This is a genomic window from Lentibacillus sp., assembly GCF_035301925.1.
Classification (GTDB): domain Bacteria; phylum Bacillota; class Bacilli; order Bacillales; family Amphibacillaceae; genus Lentibacillus.
In genome coordinates, this window is sequence record NZ_DATGTI010000105.1 from 1 (window position 1) to 15,679 (window position 15,679).

Genomic DNA, 15,679 nt, shown 5'->3' on the forward strand with positions numbered 1-15,679 from the left:
TGCTTGTTGGTATGATTCCGCCACTATTCCTGTGGACAGGCGGCTACCCGGAAAAAGATTTTGTAACGGCGTTCGGGGAAGCTGATGGCGCAACGTCCATTTTAATTGCTGCTTTTGTGGCAGCTGTTGTGGCACTGGTCATGGGGATGCAGCAAAAGCTTTATTCGTTTAAAGAATCCATGTCCATCGTAGTCACCGGTTTCCGCAGCATGATGATTGTCTACATTATTTTGACGTTGGCTTGGTCAATTGGCAGTGTGACAACTGAACTTGGAACGGCAGAATATATTGTGAATTTTGCTGAACAGACAACATCACCGGCTATCATTCCGATATTGCTTTTCTTAATCGGTGCCATTGTTGCCTTCACCACAGGAACATCATATGGTACGTTTTCGATTATGATTCCGATTGCCATGCCGCTCGCTGTTTCAATGGATATTTCGATGTACCTGGCAATTGCTGCTGTATTTAGTGGCGGGATTTTCGGGGATCATTGTTCACCGATTTCCGATACGACGATACTGTCCTCGGCAGGCTCTGGAAGTGACCATATTGATCATGTTAATACGCAGATTCCTTATGCTATAACTGCGGGAATCAGTGGTGTCGCCGCCTTCCTGACAGTCGGAATGACAGGTTCAATTGTGCTGGCTATCATTGTTGGTGCTGTTGTATTATTCATCCTGGCCTTTATCTTGAATAAAGTGTGGGGCAAATCGATACCAAATGAACAAGAAGTAACGGTGTAACAAAAAACGGATTGCCGTAATGCGGCAGTCCGTTTTCTTTTCCTGCTTCATATCGGGCCGTTTGTATCGGTAACTTTAATTTTTCTGCATCGATTAATTCCACCTTCCCACAAAGTATTCGACATTTTTTGAAAAAACCTGTTTGCGTGAGGATTAAATTGACTTTGGTTAAGCGTATAGATAAACTGGTATATAGTAAAATAAAGTTTAATGAGGTGAGTATATGTTTAATTTGGCCTTGGTTATGGGGATTTCGTTATTAGTTGTCATTATGATCATCAATATCTTTATTACGATGGCATCATCACCTGGAGGTTATGGCATTTACATTCCCGGCGCGGTGGTGTTCGCTGCTGGTATCATCATGGTGACGATTTCATCATTTGCAAAAATTGAAATGATTGGATTAGGTTTTGGTGGATGGGGCGGCGCCAGTCTGTTTGCCGCAGCAGTTGGCTTTATTATAACGTCACTCGTTGAAACCTATAGGCATTCATGATTGAGAAATGTTAGAACAGATATCTGCCTGTCGAGCAAGGCAGATATTTTTACGTTCTGCAGGGCGCGCTGAACATGTGCAGGGGAATACAACAACGACAGAAAAGAGATCATAGCAACAGAAGACCAATTTAAGCCGGGAATTTTAATTTTCCCGGCTTAAAGTTTTGTCACTTCATCGGCAATCACCAAGGCATCTTTAGGATCAGTCTTGTCCATTAAAACACTATCAGGAATTGCTGCAACCGACTGGTAAGCTTGCCATTCGAATGGTAGACTGGTGAAAGATTTGCTTTTTTAATGGGGATGTTAGGATGGACTTATTTTTTCAAGTTGTGTTACCGATAATGGCGGTATTTGGGGCGGGTTTCCTGCTGCAGTGGATTCGTATACTTGATGTGAAGTCACTTGCCGCGGTATCGATTTACATATTTCTGCCTGCCTTGGTATTTACAAATCTATATGAAGCCAACTTTAATCAGGGTTACACGATTATTGTCATATTTGCGTTCTTCTTATTATTTGCCATGATCTTTTTCGTGAAGATGTTTGCGTGTATATTTAAATGGCGGGAATCGGTGGAAAGCGGTGCGATTCTGACGACTGCATTCATGAATGGCGGGAATTACGGGGTACCGGTAATCCTGTTCTGTGTCGGTGAGGCGGCCATGCCGTATGCCATCTTTTTGATGGTACTTCAGACGATGATCATGAACGTATTCGGGGTGTATTATGCTTCGCGCAGTACGAGCGGGTTTTTCCGGGCGTGCAAGACCATTTTAAAAATGCCGGCAACGTATGCCGCGGTTATTGGGATCGGGCTTCAGGCATTATCAATCAATATACCGGAATCGGTTTATTCGACCCTGACGATGTTAAGTGATGCGGCTATCCCGCTGATGATGGTAATATTAGGGATGCAGCTCGCATCGATTACGTCACTGTCATTCAACTGGCAGGTGATTTTTGCGGCGGCGGGGACACGGATGATTTTATCACCATTGCTTGCGTTTTTGTTTATTTGGCTGGTGCCGGGCGATCCGGTAATCAACGCTGTCCTTGTTATTGTAGCAGCCATGCCCAGTGCTGCCACGACAACCATGTATGCGATTGAGTTTGATTCGGAACCCGATCTTGTTTCCAGCATCACGCTCGTGACAACATTGGTGAGTATTGTGACCGTTACGGTGCTGTTAAACGTTATAACGTAGTAAGCAGGCAGCTGGCTGGGCTGGGGTGAATTGGATAAAAGCCAAAGAGAGTTAATCGGGTACGGCCCGCGTATCTCAGCGGAAGAATGCGGCTTAATGGTGTAAAGGTGTACTGTACAATTGGTGCGATTGTCGTAATTGGTTGGATTCTTTCGATATTATTGCTGGGTTTATCATATTGTTTTATTCGATTGGGGCAGGGCGGTTATTAAATCATATTCAAAATTCCAAGTATCATGAGCAAAAATGGAGGCAGCAGTGTGAGTTGCTGCATCCACTTTTTGGCTGACAAAAAGATGCCCATCCGGACACCACATAATACAAATAGCCCACTCATCAAAGCGATTGAACATGCTGTTATCATGGCTGAATACCCGAGCATAGCAGCGCCCAGTCCTGCTCCGAAAGCATCAATTGCCAGAGCGAACCCCAATAAAACCGCTTCCGTTAGCGATATGCTCCCCGATTGATCCAAATCGGCCTGGTAGGGCTCCCTCATGACGGTTCTGAAATTGTCCCATGCTTCTTCATCGGCAGCGATTTTAGAGGGTGCTTCCTGTTTCGAGCGGACAACATTGTATAAACAGTACGACCCAATAAGGAGCAGAATAATTCCGCCGATATTATCTGTCAGACCAGGTGTTATGAATGACTTGATCACATTGCCGATTGTCATCGATATATAGACGATCAAACCGGAACAGAGCATGATGATCCCTAATGCTGCAAGCGGCACATGGACACGTCGTATGCCATATGACATGCCGACGCCGAAACCATCAATACTGACTCCGATAATCAAGAGAATTAGTCCGGTATAATAAAGCATCGATATCAGTTTCCTTTCCGCTTTGATCCCGTATGTATCTGATCTAAGATAGTGTATGGATTTTTGCGGGATGCGTGAAAACATACATAGCCCTGCAAATTGTGTTACAGTAGCAACATAGAGTTTTTACAAGAGAGGATTTATGACATGAGCAAAACAGTTGTATTAGCTGAGAAGCCTTCTGTCGGCCGGGATATTGCCCGTGTCTTGAATTGCACGAAAAAGGGCAACGGCTTTCTGGAAGGTTCAAAATATATCGTGACATGGGCACTGGGGCACTTGGTAACTCTGGCAGATCCTGAAATATATGAAGATAAATGGAAAACATGGCGCCTTGATGATTTGCCGATGCTCCCTGATCAGTTAAAACTGGTTGTCATCAAAAAATCCGGCAAACAATTCAATGCAGTCAAATCACAATTGAACCGTAAAGATGCCAGCGACATTGTGATTGCCACCGATGCCGGACGTGAAGGGGAACTGGTCGCCCGCTGGATCATTGAAAAAGCGCGTGTCAACAAGCCTGTGAAGCGGCTCTGGATTTCATCCGTTACCGACAAAGCCATCCGTGAAGGCTTCAAAAACCTTAAGCCGGGCAAGCAGTACGAAAATCTTTACGCTTCAGCCGTCGCGCGTTCGGAAGCTGACTGGTATGTCGGGCTGAATGCAACACGTGCACTCACAACGAAATTCAATGCCCAGTTGTCGACCGGACGTGTGCAGACACCGACCCTTGCAATGGTCAGAGCAAGAGAAAAGGAGATTAACGCATTCAAGCCACAGCCATTTTACGGTATTGAAGCCAAAACAAGTACCGGCATGACACTGACGTGGCAGGATGGCAAAAACAACAGCCGGATTTTTTCAAAAGACAAGGCGGAAAAACTGCTGAATCAACTGAAAAACAAACCGGCAAAAATTGTCAATGTGCATAAAGCTTATAAGAAAAAACATGCACCACAACTGTACGATCTGACCGAATTGCAGCGGGATGCCAACCGAATTTTCGGCTTTTCCGGGAAACAGACGCTCTCCCTGATGCAAAAATTGTATGAGCAGCATAAAGTTCTCACATATCCACGGACGGATTCCCGCGTGCTTTCAACAGATATCGTGCTAACGTTGAAGGACCGATTGAAGGCTGTTAATGTGGATCAATATGCGCATATCGCAGGCAAATTAATGAAAAAGGAATGGAAGCTGCCGAAATCAGTCGTTGATAATGCCAAAGTATCCGACCACCATGCGATTATCCCGACGGAAGAGTCCCCCGTACTGGCCGATTTGAATGATAAAGAACGGAAAATTTATGACCTTGTCGTGAAACGGTTTCTGGCTGTTCTGTCCGATCCGCATGAATACGAACAGCTGACGATCGAAGCGGAGATTGACGGTGAGCGTTTTACAGCCAAAGGAAAAAATATCAAAAAACAGGGTTGGAAAGAAATTCACAGCGGTGACGGTGAGCGTGATGAACAGCAATTGCCGGCTGTCCAACAAGGTGCCACCCTTTCCGGAATTAAAATCACGCTGACGAATGGTGAAACCAAGCCGCCGGAACGTTTTACGGAAGGGGCGCTCCTCCAGGCGATGGAAAACCCGGTCCGCTACATGAATCAGGATGAAAAGCATTTGGCCAAAACCATCAGCAAAACCGGCGGAATCGGTACCGTGGCCACACGGGCTGATATCATCGAAAAACTGTTCAACAGTCAGCTTATGGAATTGCGCGGCAAACATATTTTTACCACATCGAAAGGACGGCAGCTGCTTGACTTAGTTCCGGAAGATTTACGCTCGCCTGCGCTCACGGCCCAGTGGGAAAATAAACTTGGACAGATTGCGGAAGGCAAGTTGAATAAAAAGCACTTCATCAATGATATTAAAGGCTATACAAAAGAGGTTGTCCAGCAGATTAAAACGAGTGACGAGACGTTTAAGCATGACAATCTGACCGGCAGCAAATGCCCGAATTGCGGTAAACTCATGATGGAAATAGACAACAAGAAGGGCCGGATGCTTGTCTGCCAGGACCGGTCATGCGGTTACAAGAAGAATATTTTCAAACGGACGAACGCCAGATGTCCGAACTGCCATAAGCGGATGGTATTGCGCGGTGAGGGTGACGGGAAAACGTTCACGTGTCAATGCGGCTTCCGCGAAAAACTATCCGCATTCAACAAACGGAAGGAACAGGAGAAAAGTCAGAAAGTCTCCAAAAAGGATATCAACAAATATTTGAAAAACCAGGATGACGGGTTTAAAAACAATGCATTGGCAGAAGCACTGTCGAAGTTAAAAGAATAGACTTACGGTCAGGATCCCTGCAGCAGCAGGGATTTTTTTATTTTTAATGCGGTTTGCATTCCGGAGACGAACTCTATCCGTCAGTCAAATCTCAAAAATAGTCATTAAACATACTAGTTTTATAGGAATAATTATGTTATTGTATAAAAATGATAAATTGCCAACTGTATTGCATACTATGCATGACTGTTCGACAAAGGAGGAGCTGTGATGGGCAATAAAAGTGAAAAGAAAACCGGGTTTGCCCGTTTTCTTAATGTTATCGAACGCATCGGGAATAAATTGCCTGATCCGTTTATGCTGTTTGTATCACTTGCTATCATCGTTATATTATTATCCTGGTTTATTTCTCTGTTTGATGTGACGTTCACACAGCCTGGCAGCGATGAACAAACCTCAATTAAAAATCTGTTGTCCGGTGCAGGGCTGCAATTTATGGTCACGTCTGTCATTGAGAATTTTGTCGGCTTTAAACCGCTTGGAATCGTGCTGACGATGATGCTTGGGGTCGGGCTTGCAGATAAAGTCGGTTTGTTGGAAACATTTATTAAAAATACGATTTTGCGAGCACCAAAGGCGTTAATCACATATGCAGTCGTATTCACTGGTATCCTCGGAAATCTGGCTGCGGATGCTGCGTTTGTGATTGTTCCGCCGCTTGCAGCGATGGTTTTCTACAATGTGGGAAGACATCCGCTGGCGGGGCTGGCTGCTGGGTTTGCCGGTGTCGGAGCAGGTTTTACGGCCAATATTATTGTGGCCAATACGGATGCTGTGTTATCAGGGATATCCACTGAAGTCATGCAGACGATTGAAGGTGCTCCGATTGTTACACCTGTCGACAATTGGTTCTTTATGTTTGTTTCAACACTTGTGCTGACAGCAGCCGGCGGATTGATTACGGAAAAGATTGTTGAACCAAGGCTCGGTCAGTATGAAGGTGGGTTAACGAAAGCATTTGAGGAAACGACGGCATTGGAAAAGAGAGGTCTTCGCAATGCTGTTATAGCGGCTGCCGTTTATGTGGCACTGCTTGTTCTTGTTTTGGTTTGGCCGGACTCCCCGCTGCGCAATGACCAGGGCGGTATGATTCCATCACCATTCATCTCCGGTATCGTTCCGGTTATTATGCTGTTTTTTATTACAATCGGTGTTGCCTACGGGGTAACATTGAAAAAAATTGAAAACACACGGTCAATCGCTAAATATATGGGGGAAGCGATGAAGGATCTGTCAAGTTTTATCGTGCTTATTTTTGCTGTATCCCAGTTTATTGCCTATTTCGAATGGACAAACATTGGTTCATGGCTGGCGGTCACGGGTGCCTCATTCCTGGAGTCGGTTGACCTGACGGGTATTGTTGCAGTTGTGCTGTTTATACTGCTGACGGCTTTGTTGAATCTGTTCGTCTACAGCGGTGCGGCACAGTGGGCACTTGAAGCCCCGGTATTTCTGAAAATGTTCTACTTTTTGGATTATCACCCGGCTTTTATTCAGGCGGCCTATCGTATTGCCGATTCGTCTACCAATATTGTGACCCCAATGAATCCATACTTTGTGATTGTCTTGGCATTTATGAAGGAATACGATAAAAAAGCCGGGCTCGGGACGCTGATGGCGCTCATGCTGCCGTACAGTCTTATTTTCCTGACGGTCTGGATACTGCTGTTTTTAGCATTCGTATTGTTCGGCATTCCATTTGGACCGGGTATCGATGTTCACGTGTAGATTTTAAATGGCTTCTCAGGGGGTCATTTTTTTATTCATAATTTTCGAAGTCTATGATAAACTGTATAAAGATTAAAATAATTGAAATAATGACGAAGGGGGAACGAAAAATGTCGAACAACGAAGAATTAGAACGGACAACCGGGGACAGGACGATTCAAAAGCTGGATTTCCGGCTCGGGCCATTTGGTGCAGCGGTTCCTTTATTATTCTTTGTCGTCTGGGCGATTACCATCAGTGTGATGCAGTTATCATCCGAAGTGGCTCTGGTATTGGGTGCTGTCATCGGTCTGACACTGGGCTTATTGCTCTGTAGAAGCAAGTGGGCAGACTATGCTCAAGGGTTATTTGACGGTCTTGCACAGCCGGTTGGTGTCATTGCCATGGTGGCATGGTTTTATGCCGGCATGTTCGCACAAGTTCTGCAAGTGGGCGGTCTTGTCGAAGGATTGGTGTGGATTGGATCCGTCACGGGTGTGGAAGGCGGCATGTTCGTTGCTTTAACGTTTCTGTTGGCAGCAACGTTTTCAACGGCTGTCGGTACCGGGTATGGAACGACGGTTGCGTTTTGTACGCTGATGTATCCGGCCGGTGTTGCGGTAGGGGCAGATCCGACATTTATGTTTGCGGCCATTTTGGCTGGAGCCGTGTTTGGTGATAACCTGGCACCGGTATCAGATACGACGATTGTGTCCGCAACAACCCAGGATGCTGACGTACCAGGGGTGGTCAGGAGCCGTTTCAAGTATTCGGTTGTCGCGGCAGTACCGGCTGTCATTTTATTCGCAATCTTTGGCGGCGGTGGTTCACAAGCCGGCGGGACTTCCATAAGTTCCGTCATTGAATCGGTCAATGCGAGCGGTCTGATGATGCTGATACCTTTTGCGTTGGTTCTTATACTTGCTTTATCCGGCCAGCATCTGCTGACATCATTGACATGGGGGCTCATCTCAGCCATTCCAATCATTTTACTCCTGAATTTGGGAACGTTCGGTGACATTCTAAGTTTCAACCCGGATTCAGATGCGATCGTAGAAGGTGCCCTGGTTGATGGATTAACAGGCTATTTTAATATGGCGATTCTCATTCTATTAATTGTAGGGGCTGCACATATCATGCGATTGGGTGGCACAATGGCGGCTATTACGAAAGCGTTAGTGAAATGGATTAAAAATTCTGTCCGCCGGGCCGAGGTGTCGATATGGGCAATTGTCGCATTGCTGAACAGCTCGATCACGATCAATACTGCAGCTGAAATCGCAGCAGCACCGTTTGTTAAGGAGATCGGATCAAAGTATAACATTCACCGATACCGCCTTGCCAATATTCTTGACGCGGTGACATCTGCTTTGGGATATATATTCCCATGGGGTGCACCGGTACTGCTGGGCTGGTCAACAATCCAGACGATGCAGGGGCAGTATGACTGGTTGCCGATCGTTGAGCCTACTGCGGTGTTCCCATTTGTTTTCCAAGGCTGGTTCCTCTTCATTGTCATGCTGATTGCCGCATTGACTGGATGGGGATTGCGCTATGAAGGGAAAAACGGTGAGGAATTGAAAGAAAAACCGCGTGATTAAAACGATTCATGATATGGGATTAGAAAGGATGGAATGGCTGAATGGCCGTTTCATCCTTTTTGTATTATTCATATGGCAAAATCAACTTGAATTTAAAAACAAACAAGCTTCAGTCACTGAAAAGCTATAATTGACGGGGTGGCGATTTTGCTGGCGGATATGGTTAAATAAGAAAGACAATTGTCTTTATGTCAACGCCGGAAAATATATAAGATGGATAACCTTTTAAGGAAAATAGGGACTCACTGTAATGACTTGATAAAAGCCAGGTTTTTCAAGGGAGCGAAAAATATGAAGCATGCAGATATCGACATTATCAAAACGGCTGTGAATCCATTTTACAGTGCCATGAAGATCCATTTATATTATATTGATGGTCTCTTGATTGATACAGGTCCGTTCATAAGGAAAAGACATCTCATTCCTGCTTTCAAGACAAGGGATATCCGTCAAGTTGCTCTGACACATAGTCACGAAGATCATGCCGGGATGGCCCGATGGATTGGTGACCATTTTTCGGCGGATATTTTTTGTCATGAAAAAGCCGTTTCTTTCATAAACAAGACCCCATGGTATCGCAGATTATTCTCCGATCAACATTTAGGTTTTACGGCACGGGCATATCCTGACGTTATTCGAACGGCTCAGTATGAATTTTTACCGATTGCAACCCCGGGGCATACGGTGGATCATGTATGTCTCCTGGAACCGAATAAGGGTTGGCTGTTTTCAGGTGATTTATATATCACCCCTTATCCGAAAGTGTTTTTGAAACAGGAATCAATTAACGCTTATATCGATTCATTGAACAAACTGATGCCATATGATGTTAACACGATTTTTTGTGCACATGAGGGTTTCATCCATAATGGGAAGGAAATGCTGAATCGAAAGCTTGATTACTTGCTGAATATCCGCCGGGACGTGACTGAACTCCATCAGTCAGGCTTTACGGACAGGGAAATCAAGAAACGTTTATTTCCCGATAAGGTTCGCCTGGAATTGATGTCATTTGGCTTATTTTCCCGCCTTAACCTGATCCGGTCGTGTTATCGGGAGTGATTGTCCGTCATAAGTTTTCATACAAATGACGTATAGATATGTAAGATAATATGATGAACCCGACATATTAGGGAATATACTTTTTACTTCGGGCACAGGTAAGATTGAATTATAACATTTTTGAAGGAGGATCAGCATGGCAGATGTAAATCAGATATTCACGGAAATTGAATCAGCAATTAAGGAAGATCCAAGCCGTACGAAAGGGGTGGAAGCTGTTTATCAGTTTAACCTGGACAATGGGATACACCAGATTGTTTTTAACGGTGAGCAAAGTTACACCGCTGATGGTGAACAGGAAACGCCAGATTGCACATTAACGATGAGCACAGATGATTTCAAAAAAATGGTTGATGGTGAATTGAACGGCACACAAGCGTTCATGACCGGCCGTTTAAAGATAAAAGGTGAAATGGGTCTTGCTCTGAAACTGCAGGATATTTTAGCCTCATACAACCAGACAACCAAGTAACACACATAGTCAATTCAATCAGGAAGCAAAGGAGGAGGGCACGTGATTTCCTTTCAACCGACAGAAGAAGAAACATCATTTATTAAGGTAGCCAAAGATTTTGCTAAAAATAGAATTCGCCCTTCAGCCCGTAAATGTGAAGAACAGCGGGCTGTTGATAAGGCATTAAGTGATGAAGCTGCTGAATTGGGTTTTTTATCACTTGAATTATCTGATAATTTGGAAGGGCTGGAATTGCCGCTGATTACACAGGTTCAGCTGATACAGGTACTGAGCTATGGTGACCTTGACATTATTCAGGGTCTCCGTGGGACCGGTGATGCAGCTTCATTCTTCCGACTTCTCAGGGATAATCCAATTTTAGACGGCTATAAAAACGCCCTCGCCAATGGTGCAACGGCAGCGTTTATCGACATGGAAAACACAAAAGAGCCATGGGCAAAACAGCTGAGCATCCGAAATGATCATGACGGCTATGTTCTTCAAGGTGTGTCACAGCCGGTGCTTTTAGCTGCCTTTGCCGATTATGCAGTGGTTGCTTTAAAAGATTCTCAGGGAAATAGTGTTGTTCTCTGGTTGGATGATACGGTTGACTGGACCATTCAACAAGGCGATTATCGTTTGGGACTGCTTGCATCCGGTCTAGGCCGGTTTTCATTTGAAAATGTGAAAATTCCCGGCAGTCATGTGTTTGCAGAAGGGCAAGCTGCTGATGACTTGCTTCGGACAGCACGAACCCGAATCCGTGTATTACAGGCTGCCAAGGAAGTCGGTCTGATGGAAGCAGCACTTGACTATGCAACCGAATATACGGCAGAACGAAAGGCGTTTGGCCGTGAAGTTGCTAAATTCCAGGGCGTTTCGTTCCGCGTGGCATCGATGACGATGGAAACAAGGATGGCCAATCATCTCGTCCTGGAAGCGGCGGTCAAAACGGATGAAAACGATCCTGCAGCGGAACGGTTGTCACTTCGAGCATTGCACCGTGCCCATCGTTCGCTTCGTTACGTGACAGATTCAGCAGTACAGTTGCTTGGCGGACATGGTTTTGTACAAGATTTTCCGGCAGAAAAATGGATGCGGGATGCGCAGGCACAAGTGGCACTTTACGGACGGGAACATGATTTACTTGTCCGATACGGTGAACAGCTGATTGCCGGAGAGAAAGAGGTGACGGCCACATGATCAGTTTTGAATTATCCGAGCAGCAAAAACAGATTAAGGAAATGACCCATTGGTTTGCTGAAAATGAAATCCGTCCGATTGCCATGGAAGCGGACAAGATGGAAAAAGTTCCCGACGAATGGCTCGATAACGTCAATAAAATGGGCATTCATTTAAATACGTCATCGTTCAGCGGAGGCGGAAGCAAATCCTCGTCAGGCAAAAAAGGAAAAAAAGCACGTGAAGGCAATCGCATGGGCGTTTTGGCAACAGAAGAGATGGCATGGGGCGACCCGGCCGTCACGTTATCCCTGCCCGGAGCAGGGCTTGGCGGTCCCCCAGTGGAAAGCAGCGGAACTCCCGAGCAAAAGGAGCGGTTTTTGTCAATTTTCACAAATGATAAACCGAGATGGGGTGCTTATGCGCTGACAGAACCTGATGCTGGTTCCGATGCTTCGGGGATCCGTACCACAGCCACAAAAGTGGACGGCGGCTATATCCTGAATGGCCAGAAAATATTTATCACCAATGGGGCGCGCGCCTCATGGGTTGTTGTCTTTGCAACGATTGATACCTCAATGGGCCGTGCCGGACAACGAGCTTTTGTTGTGGAAAAAGGGACACCAGGGTTCAGCTGCAGCCGTCTTGCTCAAAAAATGGGGCTGCGGGCAAATGAAACAGCAGAACTCGTATTTGAAGATTGCTTTGTTCCACAGGAGAACCTGCTTGGTGGTGAAAAGCAGTACGAAACGAGTGGATCGAAACCATCCGGCTTCCAGGTTGCTATGAAAACATTCGACAGCACACGGCCGATTGTGGCTGCGATGGCTATCGGCATCGCACGGGCTGCCTATGAATATACACTCGATATTGTAAAGCGCGACTATCCGAAACAGGGCCATTCTTTCCGCCTGGCATCCGAACTGCTGGCAGAGGCCGAACAGGATATTGCGGCATCGCGGCTTTTGACGTGGGAGGCTGCGTGGAAGGCTGATCTTGGTTTGGCGAATGCCAAAGAAGCAGCGATGTGCAAAGCGTCTGCCGGGAAGACAGGGCTTGATGTTTGTGCAAAATGTTTGGAATTGCTTGGGCCAACCGGTCTTGACGGGCACCTTGTAGAGAAGTTGTATCGGGATGTCAAAGTGTTCGATATTTTTGAAGGAACAAACGAAGTACAGCATCTGGTTATTGCGCGTCGTCAGTATGCGCCATATAACATAAGAGTTTAAGAGGGGAGGGTTAGTGTGTCCCATCAGACAATTACAATCGATAAACGGAATAAAGGTATTGCCTGGATTACGGTTGATAACCCGCCGGCGAATACAATCGGGGAAGAACTGATGCAGGAATTGGAGGCTGCTGCTGATACACTGGCAGCCGATGATTCTGTCCGTGTGGTTGTTATTGCATCCAATCATGAAAAAATATTCCTGGCCGGTGCTGATTTAAAAGGCATGATTCAAAATAGCGGCGATCACCAAGATGAGGAGAATATGATTGCCAAGCAAAGCGCCAGAATGCAAGCGTGTTTTCACCGGTTTGCCACAATGCCAAAGCCGGTGATTGCAGCGATCAATGGCCACGCACTGGGCGGCGGCTGTGAACTGACGATGGCCTGTGATTTTCGCATCATGGGAAAAGGGCGGATCGGACTCTCTGAGCTATCCCTGGGACTGATACCGGGAGCGGGTGGCACACAGCGGATGACGCATCTCTTGGGCCGTGCCAAAGCGACCGAACTTATTATGACCGCTAAACAGATTGAAGCGGAGGAAGCGGAAAAGATTGGTCTGGTCAATAAGGCGGTTGATCCCGAAAATTTGGAAGCGGAAACAACGACATTTGCTGAACGGCTGGCTGAAGGTGCTGTTCATGCGATGGGACTTGCAAAACGCGCCATCAATGCAGCGAACGGTCCGCTTAAGGAAGGCCTCGAGGTTGAGGCGAATGCGTTCAGTGAAACGTTTCTGACAGATGAGCCAAGTATCGGGCTTGCTGCATTTTTCCAGAAAGAAAAGCCGCAGTTTATCAACTAATAGATTTCATAAAAGGTGGGATTGATGTGTCATCATGGGATGAAATGCTGAAAGGAAAAGTAGCTGTCATCACAGGCGCTTCACGCGGACTAGGGCGTGCGGACGCTTTAGCCTTGGCTGAAGCAGGCGCTGATGTTGTTATAACTGATATATTGATAGAGTCAGATGAAAACAATGAAGCGGAAGCAGAACGATTTGGCCCAATCGCCCAGGTGATGCAGAGCACAAACGTTATGTATGCCGACAAAACAGCTCAGGAAATACAGAAGATGGGACGGCGATCGGTTGCGATTAAGATGGATGTCACCGACAGGGAACAAGTTCAGGAAGTCTTTGAAAAAATTAAAGATGAGTTCGGGAAAATTGATATTCTCGTCAATAATGCCGGTACGCTGGATCATGTGTCACAAATCGAGGACCAGAACGATGATTTCTGGCAGCGGGATCTGAATGTCAATCTGACCGGATCATATAATTGTACAAAAGCGGTCTGGCCGTATATGAAAGAGCAGGGATACGGTAAGATCATCAACATGACTTCTGTGGCCGGTACACTGGGAGGCTTTGGTCAGGCGAGCTACTCGGCCACGAAAGGCGGACTTCTCAGTTTCACCAAAAGCATGGCGCTTGAGGGCGCAAGACACGGCATAAATGTGAACGCAATTGTTCCGGGCATTGTCGGTACCGAAGCTTTTAATATGGGCAATGCCAAAATGAATGAGCGGATGATTAATCGGACAGCATTCAAGAAACCTGGGGAACCGGAAGATATCGCGAATGCCATTACGTTCCTGGTTTCGGACAAAGCGAAATATATTACCGGAATCGGGTTAAATGTTTCCGGCGGGATTGAACTGTTCACATTTTGATGGAAAGGAGGCTAAAACATGACCGAAGCAGTGATCGTGGATGCACTACGGACTGCAGTAGGGCGCAGAAAGGGAAAGATGTCCAAAACCCATCCGGTTGATATGCTGGTCCCCGTATTGAAAGAGCTGACCAAGCGGAATAATGTTGACCCGAAGGAAGTGGAGGATGTCGTAACCGGTTGTGTCACCATGACCGATGAACAGGGCGGAAATATCGGGCGGATGGCTGTGCTTGCCGCCGGTTTTCCCGTTGAAGTGCCGGCATTTTCACTGAACCGAATGTGCGGATCAAGTCAGCAGGCGATTCACAATGCGGCCCAAATGATATTAGCCGGTGACGCAGATATAACCATTGCCTGCGGGGTTGAAAATATGACCCGTGTTCCGATGGGAAGTGATATGGGGAGTTTCAGCAATGATCTGGTCAACCGTTATAACATTGTTCCGCAAGGTTTTTCAGCAGAAATGATTGCCAGTCAATGGGGATTAACCCGTCAAGAACTGGATGAATTTTCACTGGAAAGTCATCACCGGGCTGCTGCTGCAACGGATCAGGGACTTTTTGACCGCGAAATTTTGCCGATTCATGTGGAAACGGAAAACGGCAAAGAGACATTCCGGTATGATGAAGGCATACGCCGGGATACTTCAATGGAAAAACTGGCTGGCCTGACACCGTCTTTTCAGCCTGATGATGGTGTTGTGACAGCAGGTAATTCAAGCCAGGTGAGTGATGGTGCAGCAGGCCTCTTGCTCATGTCCGGCGAAAAAGCAGAAGCGTTAGGTGTTAAACCTAGAGCCAGGATTATCGCACGCGCCGTTGTAGGTGAAGATCCGGTAAGGATGTTGACAGGTGTCATTCCGGCGACACGCAAAGTGTTAAAAAAGGCCGGCTTGACACTTGATCAGATGGATTTGATCGAAATAAACGAAGCATTTGCATCGGTCGTCAAAGCATGGGAAAAGGAATTAGAACCGGATATGAGTAAAGTGAATGTCCGCGGTGGTGCAATCGCCTTAGGGCATCCGCTTGGTGCAAGTGGTGCAAAGCTTGCGACAACATTAATGCATACATTGGAAGATCAGGATGGCAAATATGGTCTGCAAGTCATGTGTATCGGATTTGGCATGGCGACGGCGACGATTATCGAACGATTATAAAGGGAGGACA

Annotated in this window: 14 protein-coding genes; 13 read left to right on the top strand and 1 reads right to left on the bottom strand. The window is 46.3% G+C overall.

From position 1 onward, the window contains the following. The 3 genes from VK080_RS08840 to VK080_RS08850 all read left to right on the top strand — a co-directional run. A partial coding sequence (locus VK080_RS08840; protein WP_324224402.1) for a Na+/H+ antiporter NhaC family protein occupies positions 1 to 752 on the top strand: 752 nt, incomplete at its 5' end. Between the two features lie 223 nt (positions 753 to 975). Beyond that, positions 976 to 1,251, top strand: a complete 276-nt coding sequence (locus VK080_RS08845) for a hypothetical protein (protein WP_324224403.1) — start codon at positions 976 to 978, stop codon at positions 1,249 to 1,251. 313 nt (positions 1,252 to 1,564) lie between these two features. After that, positions 1,565 to 2,461, top strand: a complete 897-nt coding sequence (locus VK080_RS08850; protein ID WP_324224404.1) for an AEC family transporter — start codon at positions 1,565 to 1,567, stop codon at positions 2,459 to 2,461. A 208-nt stretch (positions 2,462 to 2,669) separates the two neighbouring features. Here VK080_RS08850 and ytaF read toward each other — a convergent pair whose 3' ends face one another. Beyond that, positions 2,670 to 3,374 (bottom strand): sporulation membrane protein YtaF, encoded by a 705-nt coding sequence (gene ytaF, locus VK080_RS08855; RefSeq protein ID WP_324224405.1) that lies wholly within the window; start codon positions 3,372 to 3,374, stop codon positions 2,670 to 2,672. 63 nt (positions 3,375 to 3,437) lie between these two features. Here ytaF and VK080_RS08860 point away from each other — a divergent pair, with 63 nt between their 5' ends. From VK080_RS08860 to VK080_RS08905, 10 genes are all read left to right on the top strand, one after another. Continuing rightward, positions 3,438 to 5,597, top strand: a complete 2,160-nt coding sequence (locus tag VK080_RS08860) for a DNA topoisomerase III (RefSeq protein WP_324224406.1) — start codon at positions 3,438 to 3,440, stop codon at positions 5,595 to 5,597. Between the two features lie 210 nt (positions 5,598 to 5,807). After that, complete coding sequence (locus tag VK080_RS08865; protein WP_324224407.1) at positions 5,808 to 7,325, top strand: AbgT family transporter; 1,518 nt, start codon at positions 5,808 to 5,810, stop codon at positions 7,323 to 7,325. Positions 7,326 to 7,435: 110 nt separating this feature from the next. Then, positions 7,436 to 8,905 carry a Na+/H+ antiporter NhaC family protein gene (locus tag VK080_RS08870; protein WP_324224408.1) on the top strand — a complete coding sequence of 490 codons (1,470 nt, stop codon included), beginning with the start codon at positions 7,436 to 7,438 and terminating at the stop codon, positions 8,903 to 8,905. Between the two features lie 291 nt (positions 8,906 to 9,196). After that, entirely contained in the window at positions 9,197 to 9,967 is a 771-nt protein-coding gene (locus tag VK080_RS08875) for an MBL fold metallo-hydrolase (protein ID WP_324224409.1), read from the top strand. Positions 9,968 to 10,103: 136 nt separating this feature from the next. After that, positions 10,104 to 10,439, top strand: coding sequence for an SCP2 sterol-binding domain-containing protein (locus tag VK080_RS08880; protein WP_324224410.1), 336 nt, complete (start codon positions 10,104 to 10,106; stop codon positions 10,437 to 10,439). A 42-nt stretch (positions 10,440 to 10,481) separates the two neighbouring features. Further along, entirely contained in the window at positions 10,482 to 11,624 is a 1,143-nt protein-coding gene (locus VK080_RS08885; RefSeq protein ID WP_324224411.1) for an acyl-CoA dehydrogenase family protein, read from the top strand. Beyond that, positions 11,621 to 12,832, top strand: coding sequence for an acyl-CoA dehydrogenase family protein (locus VK080_RS08890; RefSeq protein WP_324224412.1), 1,212 nt, complete (start codon positions 11,621 to 11,623; stop codon positions 12,830 to 12,832). Before VK080_RS08885 ends, VK080_RS08890 begins: the two co-directional genes overlap by 4 nt. 15 nt (positions 12,833 to 12,847) lie before the next feature. Further along, positions 12,848 to 13,639, top strand: coding sequence for an enoyl-CoA hydratase/isomerase family protein (locus VK080_RS08895; protein ID WP_324224413.1), 792 nt, complete (start codon positions 12,848 to 12,850; stop codon positions 13,637 to 13,639). 26 nt (positions 13,640 to 13,665) lie between these two features. Continuing rightward, positions 13,666 to 14,508 carry a 3-oxoacyl-ACP reductase family protein gene (locus tag VK080_RS08900; RefSeq protein ID WP_324224414.1) on the top strand — a complete coding sequence of 281 codons (843 nt, stop codon included), beginning with the start codon at positions 13,666 to 13,668 and terminating at the stop codon, positions 14,506 to 14,508. 18 nt (positions 14,509 to 14,526) lie between these two features. Next, positions 14,527 to 15,669 carry a thiolase family protein gene (locus VK080_RS08905; RefSeq protein ID WP_324224415.1) on the top strand — a complete coding sequence of 381 codons (1,143 nt, stop codon included), beginning with the start codon at positions 14,527 to 14,529 and terminating at the stop codon, positions 15,667 to 15,669. The last annotated feature ends 10 nt before the right edge of the window (positions 15,670 to 15,679 follow it).

What these genes read in the sequence shown, in the direction of transcription:
- VK080_RS08870 (WP_324224408.1), top strand. Translation starts at nt 7,436, where the DNA reads ATGTCGAACAACGAAGAATTAGAACGGACAACCGGGGACAGGACGATT.
- ytaF (WP_324224405.1), bottom strand. Translation starts at nt 3,374, where the DNA reads ATGTTTTCACGCATCCCGCAAAAATCCATACACTATCTTAGATCAGAT.
- VK080_RS08890 (WP_324224412.1), top strand. Translation starts at nt 11,621, where the DNA reads ATGATCAGTTTTGAATTATCCGAGCAGCAAAAACAGATTAAGGAAATG.
- VK080_RS08905 (WP_324224415.1), top strand. Translation starts at nt 14,527, where the DNA reads ATGACCGAAGCAGTGATCGTGGATGCACTACGGACTGCAGTAGGGCGC.
- VK080_RS08875 (WP_324224409.1), top strand. Translation starts at nt 9,197, where the DNA reads ATGAAGCATGCAGATATCGACATTATCAAAACGGCTGTGAATCCATTT.
- VK080_RS08865 (WP_324224407.1), top strand. Translation starts at nt 5,808, where the DNA reads ATGGGCAATAAAAGTGAAAAGAAAACCGGGTTTGCCCGTTTTCTTAAT.
- VK080_RS08850 (WP_324224404.1), top strand. Translation starts at nt 1,565, where the DNA reads ATGGACTTATTTTTTCAAGTTGTGTTACCGATAATGGCGGTATTTGGG.
- VK080_RS08880 (WP_324224410.1), top strand. Translation starts at nt 10,104, where the DNA reads ATGGCAGATGTAAATCAGATATTCACGGAAATTGAATCAGCAATTAAG.
- VK080_RS08845 (WP_324224403.1), top strand. Translation starts at nt 976, where the DNA reads ATGTTTAATTTGGCCTTGGTTATGGGGATTTCGTTATTAGTTGTCATT.
- VK080_RS08860 (WP_324224406.1), top strand. Translation starts at nt 3,438, where the DNA reads ATGAGCAAAACAGTTGTATTAGCTGAGAAGCCTTCTGTCGGCCGGGAT.